This is a genomic window from Massilia sp. LjRoot122 (genome assembly GCF_964252725.1).
Lineage (GTDB): Bacteria > Pseudomonadota > Gammaproteobacteria > Burkholderiales > Burkholderiaceae_D > Telluria.
Genome location: NZ_CAXUPB020000003.1, coordinates 46805 through 63924, shown reverse-complemented (window position 1 = coordinate 63924; position 17120 = coordinate 46805). Strand labels below are relative to the sequence as shown.

Sequence of the window (17120 nt, the reverse complement as noted above, 5' to 3'; positions counted from 1 at the left end):
GGGGGGGTTTGGTATGCTGAACCTCACCTATAACGAGATGTTGAGCGCATACAGCAAGTATCCAGCGCCTATCCGGCCGTATCTGCTCCGTGCTGAAACCCATCCCCTACTCAGGGAGACGCTCACCAAGTCGTTCATGCGGGCATTCATTGACTTACTTTCTCGGGCCAATATTGCTAACCCATCGCGACCGATCCAGGTCCGCATGGATCTAACCGCACGAAGGCTAGGCCTGAGCGCAAAGACCGTATCAAGGACGATCGGTTTAATGCTTGAGAATGCCTGGCTGACCGTAAACGAATCTCACGACGGTCGTAACTGGGAGGGCAAGTACGCCGGCAGGGAATTCATCATCTGCGACTCTCTACGTAAGCTCGTAGGCCTTCCATACGGCCCCGGAGTGCAAGCAGTTGACGATGACGATAGCGACGACCCTAAGGGGGCAGGAAGCTCTAGCAACTGCCCTGGTGATCTGAGCTACGCGACTAATCGCTGCCCATCCACGCAGTGCGAACCTCTAGCCAAACCGAATATCACTGCTGTGGAACCGGGCGGATGCACCAAGCCTGCTCACACAGCGAGCGCTGTTGATAACGGTGGGGATAAGCCTAATTTCGACCGGACAGAATTGTCCGATGGAGACACCAGTTATCCACAGATTGGGGCCAAATCAGACCCCAACCAGACTGAATTGTCCGACGGCCATATAGGGGTTAACAAAGTCTTTTTAAAAAAAGAAGCTTCCCTTCATAAAGGAGCCTTCATTATCGAAAATGACCACGGAAAACCAATACGTGTGCCAGCTGACCTGGCTGAGCTTCACACCGTTCTCGGCATCACAGGCCGAGGAATCTGTACGCTCATGCGTCTGGCCAAGGAACGGAGCCAACGGCTTCAGGACGTTTGGAAGGCTAAGCAAGAACAGATTTTGAAAGCAGGAGCTACTGGAGGACGTGCGATGCAGTATCTTCGAGCCCTGCTCAACTGTGGTGAAGACTTCAGCTACGTCGCGCGGTGCAAGATCACGAACCCAATCCAGGACATTAATGCTGGACCCTCATCGTGCGGCAAAGCAAGTCCAAGTGCGGGTACCGGTGCAGCAGTTCAAGCGTCAGTGACCGCGGGTGATATGCGATCGAACGAAGACCTTAATCTCGCAAAACTTGGGCAGCTTTGTGCTTTCAAGAAGTTCCGCCACATCAGCAATGGCATGGTCGTCCGCTTCTTTGACGGCACCGCCGAAGTATCGCGGGGTAAGGAATGGCACGTATTCGCCGGCTGGGAGATGATGCGGAACCTGTACTTGGGCGTGGCGAGGGGCAATTTGGTTGAGGTAGCCCAGTGACCCCTCCGGCGGTTAATTGCATCAAAGAAACTTTCTGCCGTTGCACGTTGTTGGTGCTGTGGCCCCGTGCGCTGTTCAGATGTTTAGATTCTAAACAGCGCCGCCCGCGCTCCTTAGGCGGTTCGGCAATGCGGTAGATAGACTGGCGTCGAGACCATTGCCGCGCTCACCCTGGTGTTTAGAATCTAAACAGCGTTTGCCGGCTGCCTCAGGTAACCTCCTCCGTAGCTTGTTTAGAATCTAAACATGTGGGGGTCGACAAGAATGCTCATGTTTAGATTCTAAACGTCGGGCGTTTGGACCGACCAAGGACGCTGCACCTAGAGGTTCGCGTTTAGAATCTAAACAAAAAAGACGACCGAAGTCGTCTCTTTAAAGTGGCTTGCCTCCCTAGCCCGACAAGGCCCGCAAGCTAGACATTAGAGGTGAACTGCTCACTGGTACCGGATCCGCTTGCTCGGACTTATCTGACACAGGCTTACGGGGCGTGTCCTGCTCGCTGTCTGTTGCCATCTCAGGTGTCCCACCATTGGAGGTAGTACGAGATGGCACATTTCCAATAGCGCCTCCGCGTACGGCCTGCACAACACTGGTACTTGTTAGATCGCCGTCCCAGACCCGCCCACCATGACGAAGGGTCTCGCCATCCAAAATAAAGCCAGCCTGCTCGCACGCATAACCGAGCTCGATAAAGCGGCGAAGCTCAGCACTTTTGTCGATGTTGGGTAACGATAGGCGCTCCATAACTCGTGAGCCAACTGGGGTTGCCCGCAGCGTTACCTTCTCTTGTTTCGACGATGATCGCGTGTCCTTCGCCATTGCTGACCTTTCTTACGATGCCAGTGCTACCGTGGTCCGACTTGCTTTGGGCTGGCCAGTCGCCAGGACAGCACGCTCTTCAAGGGAAACGACAAAGGTACCATACTTCCACATTCCTCTCGCGTTGGCGTACTCTGGTTCGGGCGCAATAAGGCGTCGACCTTTATAGAGGCTCGCGAACGCATCGGAGCCCAGTATCGACAGAATAAGAGCCGTACCGCCGCCGACAAATAACACCGCACCAAGGTCGGAGCCATCGCCGAGTTTGGAAACTATGAAGTTCTGCACCTGTGCCAGGTACTCGCGGGCCGCGGCCTCGACAATCGCGCCGACGTCCTTTTCTTCGCCAAACAGCTCGAACTTCTTGGTGCGGCATGCCTCCTCGATATACGGGAGTGGAGGGTTCGCATTCAGCTGGAACTCGGCTTTGATCCGTTCAGCTACTTTGTCGAGCAGCTGCAAGACGCCGACATTAACAGTACCGCTTCGATCGCTGTACACCGAGCGCACATTCTCAGCGATGACGACGATATCGGTAGTCTTACCGCCGAGATCAACTACACCAACCGGTCGACGGGAAATTAGCTTCTCGATCTGCTCGTCGAACTTACCGTCGTGTTGAATGAGCGCGTCATAGAACGCCGCGATGGCCTCGCTGATAACCCCCTGCTTAACGATCGCTGCAAGTCCTGGGCCGGCGCCGATACGCTGGACGGGCGTGGCTAAGTTAGCGATCTTCGCATCGATCATCTCGGCATCGGGAGCGCCGTTGCGGTAGTACTGGTCGACAGGTAAACCTGTCACGAGGTACAGCGGAGTATCAGCCAGGCCGCAGTCCGCCAAGGCATGATTCACCAACGTACGGTTGAGCGGGGAAAGTGCATAGTTGTCCATTCGCGTGTCGAGTGAACGCAGGAGGCTCTGTCCGTCGGCAATGGTGAATCGTTGATCCTGAGTCGCATATGCGCCGCCGGCGCTGCCGTTACGGCTAACGGCCATAACCTGCTCCAGGCCCTGAACTGCACGGGATTTGTGGTAACCGTACAGCCATTTTCCGGCCGCAGCATCCCACCCCATGCACGATTTAATGGTGTCGTGACCATCATCAGTCCCAACCACTCGTAGAGTTTCGTCTTGAACGTTCTTACCCATATCGATCCCTTCGTAAAAGTTCCCACACAGCACAGGGCGGCTGCAGTAGGCCTAGCGCAATCTGCTGGCCACACTACTTTACTCGACAATCGAAGCCCTGAAAAGGTCTATATGTCCCATATTGGGACAAAAAAGGGCGATCCGCAGGACAAGTTACACGCGGTTAAGGTGGATTTGGGTCAATTTGGGACTAACGGGGCTGCGGTCGCGCGATGACGGTCGCACTGTGACGCCGGTTCACTTCTGTATATTGCCTGGATCGTCTAGGCGTTAGACAAGCAAAAAAAAAACCGGCTGCATCAGCAGCCGGCTACAAAGTAAGTTTTTTAGGTGCGGGACCTGAACAGGCAGTCTGCTATCAAACCTTGCCTGCAGTTACCACATCATGACTGCCTCGTGCCAGCCTTATTCGTTCTTCCGCTTCCCGACAACGCTCCGAATAGCAAGCCGGAGGCTATACCTATACAGACGTCGTCATACAACATTTCGGGCGTGTACCAAGCACCTGGCAATGTCACATTAGACCGGCTCTCCACATACAGAAAGAAGCCAGCAAAAATAAGAAGTGAGCCGATTACGATTGCGACTGTTCGACCTTTTTCGCTATCGAAAAGGCGACCGAGGATGGGTTGTAAATAGAAGGCGAGGCCCACAGCGTACAGAACCCTGTTCGCAATCCAGAATCTCGGGTCACTGGCCAGAACCTCGGGTTCGTAATGTATCTGCCATGCGTTGACCAACATGAATATCACCATGACCCAGCACGCGGCCAGTCTTTGCTTGCCATGAGTCGTGATGATGATGGCGACCGAAAGCAGAAACGCGGCCAAAATCAGATACTGATTTGGGCCTTCCAGGACAGAAAAGCCTAGTGCCCCGCAAACGAGTCCCGGCCAGAAGCCCAGCTCCCGTATGAGTCCAGCGCGTGTCGCCTTGATGTTGCGTTGTCCGGTGCGTCCGGAGGTATTGTTTGGCATTGTTAGCCCTTTCAAGTGGTTGATGGTGGTTACGAAGCTCACGGCTTCAACCTAGTTAAGAAACCGGATTTATTTTTTCCGCAAAATTTTTTCATCGAGTTGACGTCCGCATCGAACGTCTGGCGTTGAAGGAGTGCGCCCAACGTTCTTGGGTTTGGGAACACTTCATTACGGTATAGCATCGGAGCGCACCCTAACGCTGCAAACGGTGCCCGACACACGATTACTTGCTTTTTTGATGCAAAAAGTTCTGAGTCGAGCGGGGCGTTGCAGGTTCAACCGCGGAGTGCGGTTCCGTGAAGGTACGTCCGAAAACGAATCAGAGTTCCCAGCTCTTCGAGAACTTCCGATGTGACACCTCTAAGGTCAGATGAAAAACCGCGAAGGGAGGATAGTGACGAAGACCTCCGCATTGCGCAGAACGCGCGCAAAGGGATTTGTGTATGCCCAACCATAGGTATCTGCGTTTCGGTACACCGTCATCGGGAGACCATGCTTATCCGCGTCGCGCATCGCGCTCAGCCTGGCCGCCAGAAGAGGGACCTCATCGCTGTACACCGCCGCGGCGCGGCTGGTGTACTCGGCAAAACTACTTGCGAAGTCGAGAAGGGTAGGGGAGTGCGGGATGCGGGATTGTTGCTGGACTGCTGCTTGTTGGAATTGCATATACGCTCCTTAATGCCGGAAGCCGGCGCCATAAAAGGAGTTAGCCAAGATGGCTTGCGACACCAGGTGTCGTAAGCCGGGGACCGGGAAATAACCGCCAAAAGCCACTTGCGTGACTTCTAGCGGTTCGCTTTTGGGGAGGCTTACTCGCCTTCGTAGTAGCGGAGCAGCAGATGCCCAGCGACGTTGTTGAGCAGCTCCATGATCGGAACGAGTTCGCCACCTGGTTCTTTGTCGGGCACGTAGCCGACATTCTTCAGGTACCAGATGTTGAGGCCCGCCCGCCCATCGATGACGACAGAACCCAGCGTTTCCTCTACGCTGTCGTCGAAGATCGCGATGGTGATATCGTCGGTTTCAGGCGCAACGGGTGGCGCCGTTCCTTCTCCGTTCGATATAAGCGCAAATAGCCCAGGGGCGTCAGGTTCGACCGCACGCCATGCAGCCGTGCCGGGCCCGGTATCGACCAGGGTGAAGGGGAGGGGGCTCCCGGTCTCGTTATGCATCGCTTTGTCCATGTACCTGCTCCATTACGCCGGCGTCACAGCCGAGACATTGAGCATGTTGGAGGCAAGCGCCAGAGCGGTCTTCCAGAACTCGCCGAGGCTGCCAGAGCCAGTAGTCAGGGTCAGCTTTTCCATACCATCGAAGTTCTCGGAACGACGCAGGATCTCGAAGCGATAGGTCTGCGCGGGCATCGCCTGCACGTAGATGGATATGATCGTGCGGCGGTCGGCCAGCTCGTGTTCAGCAAACGGATGTACTGCCCCGATACAGATTTCCTCCCCGAGCTTAGCTGTCCAGGCTGGCAGACCCAGGCTGCGCAGTAGCATTGCGTCGCTCAGGGAAGGTTTGTTGGTGTCGAAGAAGTCCGACATCGATTGATTCATGGTTTCTCCTTAGTGCCGAATGCCGGCGTGATAAAGGAATTAGCGCATGGGCTCGCCGAACTCTGCGAATCGGTGAACCGGAGGGGAGGGGAGCGCCGACCGGGATTAGCCGGCGCCCAAGTTACTTATTTCGACTGCAGGAACTCAAGCGCCTGCAACAGCGCCGCGACCCTGCTTTCTGCTTTCAACGGCGACAGCCGTTGCCGCCAGCTCGCTGCCAAGTGCTCGATCATTGCTTGCGAGTGAAGCCAAGGCGACGCGAGCGTTAACGCGCGAGCTGCGTACCAATCTGCATTCACGGCAATGTGCTCTTTCAAGTGCGACATGCCGCGCTCGAGCGCATGTGACGCATAGCCAGCAATCACATAGGCGACTCCAGCCGAAGTACGCACGATGTCGTAACCAGCGCAGTGGTCGATACCGATGGCGTCGAACTGGACGAAGGACCGCTCATTGCCCAGGTTACGGCCGTAGAGCAGGCCGTAGCTCATCGGACCTACGTCGGCCGCAAGCAGGAAGCCAGCCACACGGACTTCATCTGGGAAGGGAAAAGTGCGGGCGTAGTTGAGCTTGCGCCTCTCGGCGAGAGGAAGGGCAGGGCTTGATGAAGGTTGCTGCGGAGATGATGCAGTTGAGAGGCAGGCCTGTTCGGGCTCCTGCACCGCTGCTTGAATGTTTAGGTACATGTGTGCTCCCTGTCGAATGACCGACAAAATAAAAGCTGGGAGTCAGGCGGAGACTCGTTAGAGCGAAGGCTAAAACGAGGCGCTATATTGCGGGCCGCGGCATGCGCCAGGCCGCCGGAGCAGGGCGTTGCGCGTGAGCGTTGGACTAGAAGTTTTGAGAAAAGCGATGCCGCGTAGCGACACGGAAGTATCGCATCAAATTAGTCTGACAGGCAAGAATCCTCGTAGGAACGACCTGGCTTGCGGCCGCCTGCCGCATAATGCTGACTGGTCAAAACGTGGGAATTCGGTATGGAAGCGAAGATTCATCCAGTCATGGCTTATGGCGTCCGCTGCGCGGATGCGATTGCATGCCTGCGTCAGCATGATCACATCGAGCAAACTCTATTGGTGCTGTACGCGGGAATCGACACAATGGCTTGGTTGTCGGTACCGGAGGAGGAGTCCAGCGGCCTTGATTTTCAGCGGTGGGTGGAGGATTACATGCTGTCGCGGAATGGCCAGCTGCTCCCCAACGTCACCGCTGCTGATCTCTGGGGGGCGCGATGCGGCTTACTCCACACAGGTGCGCCTGAGTCGCGGGATTTCCGTAAGGGCAGGGCGAGGAAACTCTTCTATACGAATAATGTCGAAATCATCGCAACGATGCCGACCGACATTGCCATTGTCTCAATCGAAAACTTGGGACGGGCGTTTGCGTCTGCGCTCGTATGGTTTATCGATGACCTGGAAGCGAACACCGCCCAGAATCAGATTGCAAAAGAGAAGCTTGGGCGAACCCTCGTTACCCACCCGATGTGAACTCTTGAACTCGACATTAGAAAATGTAATGTCGAGTTGACAACATTTGTTCCGTGGTGTCATCTAACGACCGCATGTTTTCTGCATCGGCTTAGCATGGCCGCGTCTCTGAACCTACTCTCTCGAAACGGTATTCTTGGAGTGAGACTCCAATTCGTTGCTCACGCCAATCGGCTAAAACTTGAAGTCGCTCGCTTGATGCGTACCATCGACCATGCGCTGCTCCCTTTGCGGCGTCGACCCGGGCGAGAAGCGGCACAAGTTCCTGCTGTAGTCTTTGCTCGATCAGCGCGAGGTCGGCTGCCTGCACACTGGTCTTCGTTGCTGCAGTACGCCCTGGTGTAGCAAACAGCTTGGCTACGAACCTTTCATCGAGACGACGCCCGAGAACACGCTGAGCTGTGCCTTTGGCGACTGTGGGTGTCACATCAAGCCCGGCATTGCGTGCATCAACCAGAGCGGTAAGGAGCCAGGCTCGTTTCTCTCGCTTTACGGCCGCACCGACGCTTGCGCCACACCTCGCAGCAGCCCTTTGGACCAGTTTTTGCACCAGCTCGTCATCCTGCGGCAGGCATGGGGCACCATCGGGGGTGCGCCCGATACGCACAAAATCCGAGGTAAGACGCTCATAAGCTGTTCGCAGGTCTGTTTCCAGATGCGACTGTAGGGTTACGGTGCCCATGATTCGATCGTCCTCCTTCGCGGATTCTTGTGCGCATGCCAGGGCAAATTCTACCCCATCGGCTGCAATGCTTAACACATATATGTGTTAAGCATTCGGTGAAACAAAATAGCTCTCGGAAGTGATTTTGTAAGATCGCCACCGTCGTCCCTCATAGCAGCACAGCTCCCTCAAAAGTCTCGGTCTGAGAGTTTTGCTTCCTTTTTTGGGAAGTAAAACTAGCACTTCGCTGACGCATGTACTAATTTGTTCAGATCAGTGTCATCTCAGACCACCCGGAGGGGGCGATGGCCACAGCAAAGACTCCACGATCGGCGCAGCGGGCGCGCGTGCTTGACGCCTATCGCGGGCGCGGTCGCCAAAACAGCAATCTTTGGCTTGGCTACAGTGTCAAGCAGAACGAAGATCTCATTTTTCATTCCGACCGTAGTTTTGTCCACTGGCTCGCGTTCCTCGAAAGCGATCCTTCGGTCGTCGGGTTTTACCCCATTTCTAGAGATTTGAGCACTGTGCTTGAAGTTGCTCCCGAGTGCGCAATGGTGGTCGATCGTTCAAAGCAGCAACTAGAGGTGCACATCGTCGCCGCAGCCGCACGTGAGCTTGCGACAGTCCAGACGGATTCCGGGCCCGCAACGGTACGGATGATTTGCCTCGACGAACTGCGCGCACGTTCGCGCCTTGCAGTTCACTGGCTAAAGGCAGTCAACTACGCAGGCATGCTCCGGTACATGAACGTCGCTGCCGTCATGAACCATCTGGCTTTGGCACTCACACGCAGGCACTCAGGATCGCTCGACGACCTGATTGATGACTTGGCCGGGCATGATCGCGCTACTGTATTCGGCGCCGTTGTGAGAGCGGCAATTCACGGTCGGGTCGACCTTGACCTGTCGTCACATGGATTGTGCGGGGCGAGTCGCTGGGCAAACCGAGTCGCGCGGGCGCAGTAGCGACATGGGCACACGAGAGTCAGTTATCAAGGACGCTGTGCCGATTGCCTTGTGGCCGACGGTGCTCGACGTTGAGTTTGAAGACAAACAACGAGAACATTTTCGAGCGCAGGCAGAGGCAATGCGCCTGTACTTCGCATGGGTTCCCGTTGCCGAAATCGAAGCTCGAACCGGCATCCATCAAACCTGGCTACCCAGGCTGGCGAGACGCTGTCTTGAGATCGCGCCTGACGGGCGTATTCAAGGCTTCCGTGCGTGCATTCCGTTTGCTCGCGCCAAGGACTATTGCAGGGTCAGCAAACTGCCGCATAATCCGCCGGGAGTTCCATCTGGGATGGCCGGCGCACTCGGCATGGTGCTTCGGCGATTTCCAGATATCGAAGAGCAGCTGGTTCTGTACATCAAGAATGAAGCGAAGCATCTTGCCGTTCCAGAGTTCAAGCTTAGGCCATGCGATCTGCACAGAATCTTTATTCGCTGCCTGACAGAGAAAGGGGTGACGTCCAGCGAGTGGCCATTCACCACGCAGTACAGGGGGCTCCGCTCCATCCAGGCATATATGGGGGAAGTCCTGAATCAGCATTTTGCGCGAAGTGCAGCGACACGCGGCGACAGCGCGGCCCGGGCGCACGTTAATGTAGGGCGCGGTGTTGCGCCACTGCTCAGCTTTGACGAACCATACGATGCAGTTGAGATCGATACATACAAAATTGAAGCGCATGTTACGGTCGCGTTCCAAACGCCGGATGGACTTGAAACTGATTTAAGGCTGGACCGGCTGAACCTGATTGCAGTGGTTGATCGCTTCAGCAGTGCTGTGTTGGCGTACACAGTTGTTTACCGGCCTGAAATCAGTGCGGACGACATCCTCAAAGTTATTCGGAATGCAGCATGCGGGGCCTGGAAGCCTATGGAACTGAGCATTCCAGGATTAGCCTATCCGGAAGGCGGCGGTCTGCCGAACGGGGTGATCGCTGGCGCGCACGAGGCACTATGGAACGCGACAATGTTCGATGGTGCGCTGGCGCATTTGGCGTCGACCGTCCACGCCCGAGCCCGTGCGGCACTAGGCTTCGCTATCAACTGGGGGCCGGTCGCGCATTTCGAGCGCAGGCCAAATGTCGAGAGAACATTCAACCAGATTGGCAGGACCTTGTTCAAGCGACTTCCATCGACGACCGGTTCGCATCCACGCAGCGGTCGTGCAGACGAGGCGGAGCGTAAAGCAGTAGACCTTCACATCAGAGCGGCAGAAGTGGAGCAACTTCTGGACGTTACGTTCGCGCAGCATAATGTCACCCCTTCAGAAGGGATATCGAACCTGACTCCACTACAGGTAATCAGCTACTTTCTTGAGCGTCCGGAACGTTACGAGTCTCGCCGACGCCCTGCTGGCATGGCGGCGGAAGCGGGATTCGGCCAATACGAATCAGCAGTTGTTCGAGGCGATCGCAGCACGGGCAGGCGTCCCTATATCCAGGTCGACCGCGTGCATTACACCAACGAGGTCCTGGCCAGCTCCGGCCACCTGATCGGAGCGCGATTACTGTTGGACGTGGACGAGGATGATATGCGGCAGGTCAAAGCTTACCTGCCCAATGGCGGCGAGTTGGGCGTGTTGAAGGCCCACGGGAAGTGGGGAGTGACCAAGCACAGCAGACGTACTCGAAAGGCAATCAACAGTCTCATAACGAAGAGGCTGATCACCATCACCACGTTCGACGATCCCCTGCAGGTGTACATGCGTCACTTGGCCAGCAAAAAAGGCGGTCGCGCGACTCAAGGCCCAAAGCCGAAACAGGCAACCGAGCTTGTCCGGATTAGTAAAGACGCAGGCTTGGATGCAAGCGTCATACGGGCTCCTTCGCCGGCACCTGTCGCTCCCGGCAGCTCCCGTCGTGTCCGCGACGAGACCCGCGGGCGCCTGCTGGATGAGCCGACATTCGATTTCTTCTCCAAGGTCAAGAATCGGAGGTAGTCATGCCGAGCCACGAAAACCAGCCTGACGTTAAGCGGGCCAGCACGTCCACGTTTGATGCCGACATGCGGGAGCGTCTGCTGCCCAGCCATCCGATCAGGGGAGGGGACTATACGCTGCCTACACCAATGATGCAGCGGACTTATGCGCTTGTTCGCGAACTGGTCTGGGCCCGCCGGACCGGGACAGTGTTTTATTCGTCGCCACGCATGGGAAAGACGCGCTGCGCGCTCGCTATTCGGGACTTGCTGCGAGCAGAGTTCCCCAACATTTATGTAACTTTGCTCAGTACACGCCCGAGTGGGCGCCCAACGACTTCGCACATGCTGCGGCTCATATTGGAGGCTGAGTCGCACGTCCTTTCGAAACGGCCCGATCCGAACCTATTATTCGGAAATGCAGTGGCCGATATTCGTGTGAAGGCTGGGCGCATCGGGGCGAAACAGTATGTCTTACTGATTGACGAGATGCAGCTGTTGAACGACGCCGACCTCCAGCAGCTGGTGTGCTTTCATAACCAGCTGGAACTTCAGAACCTGAAGATGACGGCGATATCCTTTGCGCAGCCGGAAATTTTGCATCGGCGAACCAGCCTGCTGGCAAATAACGCTAGGCAGATTATTGGGCGATTCTTGAGCGATACGCTGCAGTTCGACGGGTGCTGCAGCGAGGGCGATTTCGGTGCTCTCCTACGGTGTTACGATATGGCATCGGAATATCCGGAAGGATCAGGGATCACTTACACGCAGTTCTTTTTCCCGGTAGCTTTTCGCGCCGGATTTCGTCTCGAGACATACCGCACTGCTCTGTGGGACGTGCTGCACCGCGCAGCTGGCAGTATTGCCGATCAAGGCGTTCCGATGGAACACATCTGTCTGACAATTGAAGATCTATTGCTTTCACTTAGGCGGCAGGATCACACCGGCTTCCGCATCGATGGCGACGACATTGATGCCGCCGTATCAGCATCGAAGCTGCGTTCCTTTAGCGACGTACTGAACTGAAGCACCGGAGCGACTTATGCGCACGCGTGCTAATGCGTTAAGGCTAACTTGGGATCCGGCGTTGCACTTCCCCTTTGAATCTGGTTGGTCGTTGTTTCGAAAGGTCATGATTCTTAATAACTTGAACGAGCTTGAGCTTGGCGATCTGATTTCGCGCCCGAAGATGCCAAGAACAAAGTCGCGCATACGGAACTGCGCCGACAGCAGCTGGATCGACTTCACCCGCTTCAGTGAGTTGCTTGAAGTGCCGGCGAGGGACCTTAAAAACGGGTTTTGGGACCAGCTCGGCATCAAGGTGATAGGCGGCGAAAGGAGCTCTTCGAGATTCTGCGGTTACTGCTGGCATTCGCACCAGTTCCACTGCCTGTTCTCCGACCTGGGTTGGTTAAGACGCTGCCCCTGGCACAATTCCGATATCACTCGTCCAAACACGCTGGGAAAGCCAGCTCAGTTCAATGAAGTGTTGAGAAGTGACCTAGACCAGATGTCGCTAGACAAGCTGCTGTCGATTTCACCCATGAAACGTGACGACCGGCATCGCATCATTGGCTATATCGTCGAGTACCTCGAGTGGTGGCGTGCGGTGCAGGGAAAAGTTCCGGCCGCTGACGTTCTACTGCATGATCTTATCAGCACTATCGAACCGACCGAGCAAAGTAAGTTGGAGGTGGCGTGGCAAGCTGGCTTTGCCAAGGAGCAGGCACCTCTGCAATATGAATCGTGGATACTCGAGGGGACACCGTCAATCGCATGCAGGTACGTCCGGGTGACCGATGCGGGAAGAGCGCCCGATCTTTCAGAGGATCGCACGACGGTTCGCGACGACACCGGCAGGTGTTACCGCGCCATGCGACGCCACATCTTCCGAAATTTTGTGCGGCGTCACCGGAGATGCCTGTCCAAACTTTCGAAATTGGATCAAGACGATCGATTGTCTCTAACGGGAAGCGGAGTCTGCGCGACTTGCTTGGCTTACGTGGTCTGGCGGATGTCGACAGAAAGTCTAATGATCATGAAGGGACTGAGTATTCCCAGGAAGAGCAACTACGAGCTAAGGCTTTCGGAACCATGGACTCATAACCCGTCAGATGACCCAACCCGCCTCAGCTTCACATACATGCAGTTCTTTGGGCTTTGGGCAGCAATAGTCGATCGCCTGGGCAGGGGAGGCTTGAAAGTCTCCTTGCAAGATACGGTATCGACACCTCAGGTCGTGTTTGCTCGGGATGAGTCCCGTCCTTTTGATTCCCCGCTCCGAACACTACATTGTCTCTATCCTGATCCTGCAGCTCTGGTCTCGCGTGCGGGCCGTCCGTGCAAAGTGCCATGGACACTGCTTTCAAGCGAGCAGCAGTGCGTCTTGCGGACCTGGGAGTGGCTGAATACGTTGAGGCCAACAGAGAAGTCCTTGTTCGAAATCTATCTGGAGACGAGCCCGGACGCCGTGACGACGTTGCATCAATTGTGGGTGTAGAAATCTGGGCTGATCGTAGTTCATCTCCGCAGATCGCCGAAGTGCTCTCCCGCTTCGAGGTATCGGATTGCAGACTGGACGTCACGCCACCCGACATATTCCATCAGAGTTTTCAGGTCCCAACCGTTCGATGTCGCCCAGGAAGCGAACCCACGGCGTAAAGAATGCCCACTGTACTCATCGGCGGATGCGATACCCGCAGCGAGGAACAATGATCGAAGCAAGGGAACCAGACTATTGATGTGCAGTCCTTCGCAGCTAATATTGCCCCAGCGATCGATGCCCCGAAACACTGGCCCTTCCGTAATGCCTGAAAGCGCAGTCCAGGCTGTGTAGGCGTCGACCGGGCAAAGTTTTTGCAATGCAGGCGTCTTGAATGTCAATCCTTGAGCATCTCTATCGCCTTTAGAGATGGGCAAGAAGCAGCTAATTCCCTTCCCGGGGACTGCCTTCGTATGCTCGACTCGAAGACGGGTAAGTTCGTCGCCACGGAATCCGCGCCAAAATCCTAATAACAGGAGTGCGCGGTCGCGGGTATGACGCAGCGCATCGGAGCGGCGACCATGCTCAGTCGCCAGTGCGATCATTTGGTCGAGCCAGGCCACGATCTGGTTCACTTCCTCAAGCTGAACCGGCTTGGCTTGCTTTTGCTGAGAAGGGTGCAACGATCGAATACCCTTGAGCACTTTGCGTACGATTGGGGCCTTGGTCGGGTCTGCGAAGCCATGTTCAAGATGCCATGAAGCTAAGGCAGCCAAACGCTGGTTCAGGGTACTTATAGACAGCGCGCTCGCATGTTCTGCGAGATATCGCGCTATCGTATCTCCGCTTGCAGGCAGAAGACCTCCCCATTGCACTTCAAAGTGCTCAACCGCTGAGCGATAACTTCGATGAGTGTTTTCCCGCGATGCGGCGTTGAGGTAAGTGTCGATGGTGTTCATGAGGTGCTCCTAGCGTTGCCACGTACCCAGATGTCGAAGCACGTCCGCACCACGACGGATCTCGCCATCTCGCATCCGATAGCGGAATCGGTCGTCGCGAGCGTAGATCTGCCGCTGCCAGTGGCCCAGAATGACGCCGTTCATCAAGGCTACCTGTGCCTCGTCGGCATCGACAACTTCGTCCGGACCCTCGAATGTTCCAATCATTGCCAGATCGTGGGAAATGGTGAACAGAACTTCGGTCCCACGAAGTGCAAAGCCAGGCCCTCCTAGGCCATCGGTCATCGGGCGATCCGCCCACTGCAGAATAACTGGATGATCCGAGGTGATGAATCCACCAGTGCCAGGCAGAGCGCGAGCAAGAAGCCACCGCCGTTGCCCAAGCAGCGGCAGCACCGAATCGACAAGCTTCAACTCCTGGCCAACATGGTGGGTGGTTGACACGGAGATTGCGTACTCGTCTCTGTCGACGAAGTCCCGCATCCGCTCATACGGCAGGATGTCCTCGGATTGCAAGGCGCCGACACGCGCAGCCTGCGCAAAACTCGATTCGTATCGCTCTTTTGTTGCAAGTGTCAAGTCCATTACCCGCTTCATGACTTGCTCGAGGCTGCGCCGAACGTTCTCGCGCATACCAGGATTGCGAACGGCGAGCAGTGCAATCAGGTTCAGTACCAAGTTCCGGTCCTCCGGATCCTTGATCTCCCGTTCGCGGCAAATACGCTCAAGCGCCTTGTCGAGCTTGCCTTCGAACACGGCAATTCCTGACTCAACGTAGTCGGGCGGGATGCCGTCAATGTCAACGCGGTTGAAGTCACGGCCTGCAGCCACATTGCGGGGGACCGTCGGAAATTGACGTCCGGTCTCGAAATCGGTGACGTGCAGCGTCGACTTCTTGCTACGGCCTTTCGTAAATCCCTTCAAGTAGCATTGCGGGACCCAGTGGTGATTTCGCGAGATGTTAGCAGTCATGGTATATCCAAGGTGCTCGCAGAGGGCTGGTGTAATGGTGACAGCACATTTTAGCGCGTCAGCACTCGTCACGCGGGATAATTCTTGATTATCCCATGCGTAAAACCCAACAAACGTAGCGGGTGATTCGATCAAATTAGTATGTATTATGATAGTATGTACATCAGTACGAAATTTCCGATTGGGGTGAATTATGGCGCGTGCAGGAGTGTATTTTTCCGATGTAAAGCGTGCACGGGACGCCTTGATTGCCAAGGGGCGCCGCCCCTCGATCGACGCAGTACGCGCTGAGATGGGCGACACCGGTTCGAAGACGACCATTCACAAGTACCTTCGGGAGCTTGAAGCGCAAGAGGAAGTCCGCAGCTATTCAGTCAGTGAGGCAATCCAGGAACTAGTCGCCAGGCTTGCTGAACAGCTAAAGAGCGAGGCTGGTGTCGAGATCGCTGACCTGCGCGAACAACTCGCGACCGAACGGGAAAAACATGCTTTGGATCTAAAGGCTGCCGAAACAAACTTGGCAGCAGCAAACGCCAGCATCGACGAGATCAGCGCGACGTTGTCATCGACTCAGGATCAGCTCAGTATTCTTCAGAGCCAGTTCCATGAAGAGCAAGTTGCCAGGCACACGGCTGAGCAACGCAGCCGTGACATCGTTGAGCGATTGGCCGATTCGGAAAGACATCAGAAGTCTCTGGAACAAAAGCATGCGCAGGCGCGCGAAGCATTGGAGCACTTTCGGACGGCAGTGAAAGATCAGCGGGAGCAAGAAGGGCGACGTCATGAACAGCAGGTTCAATCTGTACAAGCCGAATTGCGTCAGGCTAACCAGAGCACGGCGCTCAAGCTAGAGCAGCTGACACAACTGAACAAGGAAGCCGCAGCCCTGGCTGCAGAGCTGGCAGCCGGAAAACAGGCGCTTTATCAGGAAAAGGAATCCATTCGGGCCCTCAGGCGCAGGATCGAGCAGCTGGAGTCGGTTGAATCACGGGCCGCTGCACTGGAGGCCCAGCACAACGACGTTCGGGCTCGCAAGCAAGAAATCGAAGCTGAACTCGCGAAGGCGAACGAGGCGTGTAGCGAGCTTCGTCGACAGAACGCGGCTCTCGAAAGCGAGCTTGCCAGCACTCGTCTGACGAATACGCTTGAACAGAAAATTGCACAGTTGCAGAAGGCCGTGTTCGGACCTGATCAGCCTGCGGCAACAACGGAACCAGCAGGAGAGTAACGCGCTTTCGCGGCCCGGCAACTGTTGTGGCGAGCGCTTGACGCTGGCATGGTTTCGCCCGATGCGACTCGTCGGAAACTAGTTGCCCGTTCGCGGTCCATCTGGCGCGGCTGGATCGGCGCCGAGTGCACGCAGAATGGCGCACGATTCGGTCGTATCGTTACTGACGCAGCGGCCACGAAGTGTTCGCAATTGTGCTTCGAGCGCCGCCAGGGCCTGAATACGCTTTTCCACCAGCGAAATGTGCCTGTCCAGCAGTTCGTTCACCCCTGCGCACTCCTGTTCAGGATGATCGCGCAAATTCGACAGCACCCTTATTTCGTCGATTGTCATGTCGAGCGCACGGCAGTGGCGTATGAAGGACAGCCGTTCGCTGTGCCTCTCATCGTAATTACGGTAGTTGTTCGCAGCCCGCTCGGGCGCTTTGAGCAGTCCGATGCGTTCGTAGTATCGAATCGTTTCGACCAAGCATCCCGACCGGTCCGCCAGCTCACCAATTTTCATCCTGCACTCCACGATAACCCTTGACCCTGTACCCGCTATATGGTTTTAAAT

Annotated in this window: 17 protein-coding genes; 7 read left to right on the top strand and 10 right to left on the bottom strand. The window is 55.9% G+C overall.

The features are described from left to right. Positions 1-13: 13 nt before the first annotated feature. Entirely contained in the window at positions 14-1345 is a 1332-nt protein-coding gene (locus ACSQ25_RS24490; protein WP_436108341.1) for a hypothetical protein, read from the top strand. Between the two features lie 831 nt (positions 1346-2176). Here the strand turns inward: ACSQ25_RS24490 and parM are convergent. The 6 genes from parM to ACSQ25_RS24460 all read right to left on the bottom strand — a co-directional run bounded on the left by parM (position 2177) and on the right by ACSQ25_RS24460 (position 6535). Then, the gene (gene parM / locus ACSQ25_RS24485; RefSeq protein WP_436108340.1) at positions 2177-3316 is read right to left on the bottom strand and encodes a plasmid segregation protein ParM domain-containing protein; all 1140 of its coding nucleotides are present in this window, start codon (positions 3314-3316) and stop codon (positions 2177-2179) included. A 383-nt stretch (positions 3317-3699) separates the two neighbouring features. Then, positions 3700-4335 (bottom strand): hypothetical protein, encoded by a 636-nt coding sequence (locus ACSQ25_RS24480; protein WP_436108339.1) that lies wholly within the window; start codon positions 4333-4335, stop codon positions 3700-3702. Between the two features lie 324 nt (positions 4336-4659). After that, positions 4660-4959 carry a hypothetical protein gene (locus ACSQ25_RS24475; protein WP_436108338.1) on the bottom strand — a complete coding sequence of 100 codons (300 nt, stop codon included), beginning with the start codon at positions 4957-4959 and terminating at the stop codon, positions 4660-4662. Between the two features lie 143 nt (positions 4960-5102). Beyond that, a complete protein-coding gene (locus tag ACSQ25_RS24470) occupies positions 5103-5477 on the bottom strand; it encodes a hypothetical protein (RefSeq protein ID WP_436108337.1) in 375 nt (124 codons plus the stop codon). A gap of 12 nt (positions 5478-5489) precedes the next feature. Beyond that, complete coding sequence (locus ACSQ25_RS24465; RefSeq protein WP_436108336.1) at positions 5490-5849, bottom strand: hypothetical protein; 360 nt, start codon at positions 5847-5849, stop codon at positions 5490-5492. 125 nt (positions 5850-5974) lie between these two features. Beyond that, positions 5975-6535 (bottom strand): hypothetical protein, encoded by a 561-nt coding sequence (locus tag ACSQ25_RS24460; RefSeq protein WP_436108335.1) that lies wholly within the window; start codon positions 6533-6535, stop codon positions 5975-5977. Between the two features lie 291 nt (positions 6536-6826). On the opposite strand from ACSQ25_RS24460, the gene ACSQ25_RS24455 reads away from it, so the two are divergent. Next, the gene (locus ACSQ25_RS24455) at positions 6827-7336 is read left to right on the top strand and encodes a hypothetical protein (protein WP_436108334.1); all 510 of its coding nucleotides are present in this window, start codon (positions 6827-6829) and stop codon (positions 7334-7336) included. A 91-nt stretch (positions 7337-7427) separates the two neighbouring features. Here the strand turns inward: ACSQ25_RS24455 and ACSQ25_RS24450 are convergent, their stop codons facing one another. Then, positions 7428-8018, bottom strand: a complete 591-nt coding sequence (locus tag ACSQ25_RS24450; protein WP_436108333.1) for a hypothetical protein — start codon at positions 8016-8018, stop codon at positions 7428-7430. Positions 8019-8305: 287 nt separating this feature from the next. Between ACSQ25_RS24450 and ACSQ25_RS24445 the strand changes: the two genes are divergently transcribed. From ACSQ25_RS24445 to ACSQ25_RS24430, 4 genes are all read left to right on the top strand, one after another. After that, entirely contained in the window at positions 8306-8968 is a 663-nt protein-coding gene (locus ACSQ25_RS24445; RefSeq protein WP_436106042.1) for a hypothetical protein, read from the top strand. Positions 8969-8972: 4 nt separating this feature from the next. Continuing rightward, complete coding sequence (locus tag ACSQ25_RS24440; RefSeq protein WP_436106041.1) at positions 8973-10946, top strand: hypothetical protein; 1974 nt, start codon at positions 8973-8975, stop codon at positions 10944-10946. A gap of 2 nt (positions 10947-10948) precedes the next feature. Then, the gene (locus ACSQ25_RS24435) at positions 10949-11950 is read left to right on the top strand and encodes an ATP-binding protein (protein WP_436106040.1); all 1002 of its coding nucleotides are present in this window, start codon (positions 10949-10951) and stop codon (positions 11948-11950) included. A 106-nt stretch (positions 11951-12056) separates the two neighbouring features. Continuing rightward, positions 12057-13424, top strand: coding sequence for a hypothetical protein (locus ACSQ25_RS24430; protein ID WP_436106039.1), 1368 nt, complete (start codon positions 12057-12059; stop codon positions 13422-13424). Between the two features lie 20 nt (positions 13425-13444). Here ACSQ25_RS24430 and ACSQ25_RS24425 read toward each other — a convergent pair whose 3' ends face one another. Then, positions 13445-14365 carry a site-specific integrase gene (locus ACSQ25_RS24425; RefSeq protein WP_436106038.1) on the bottom strand — a complete coding sequence of 307 codons (921 nt, stop codon included), beginning with the start codon at positions 14363-14365 and terminating at the stop codon, positions 13445-13447. A gap of 9 nt (positions 14366-14374) precedes the next feature. Further along, positions 14375-15337 (bottom strand): DUF4238 domain-containing protein, encoded by a 963-nt coding sequence (locus ACSQ25_RS24420; protein WP_436106037.1) that lies wholly within the window; start codon positions 15335-15337, stop codon positions 14375-14377. A 208-nt stretch (positions 15338-15545) separates the two neighbouring features. On the opposite strand from ACSQ25_RS24420, the gene ACSQ25_RS24415 reads away from it, so the two are divergent. Further along, positions 15546-16565 (top strand): DNA-binding protein, encoded by a 1020-nt coding sequence (locus ACSQ25_RS24415; protein WP_436106036.1) that lies wholly within the window; start codon positions 15546-15548, stop codon positions 16563-16565. Between the two features lie 78 nt (positions 16566-16643). Here ACSQ25_RS24415 and cadR read toward each other — a convergent pair whose 3' ends face one another. Continuing rightward, the gene (cadR, locus tag ACSQ25_RS24410; RefSeq protein WP_436106035.1) at positions 16644-17069 is read right to left on the bottom strand and encodes a Cd(II)/Pb(II)-responsive transcriptional regulator; all 426 of its coding nucleotides are present in this window, start codon (positions 17067-17069) and stop codon (positions 16644-16646) included. Positions 17070-17120 lie beyond the last annotated feature (51 nt).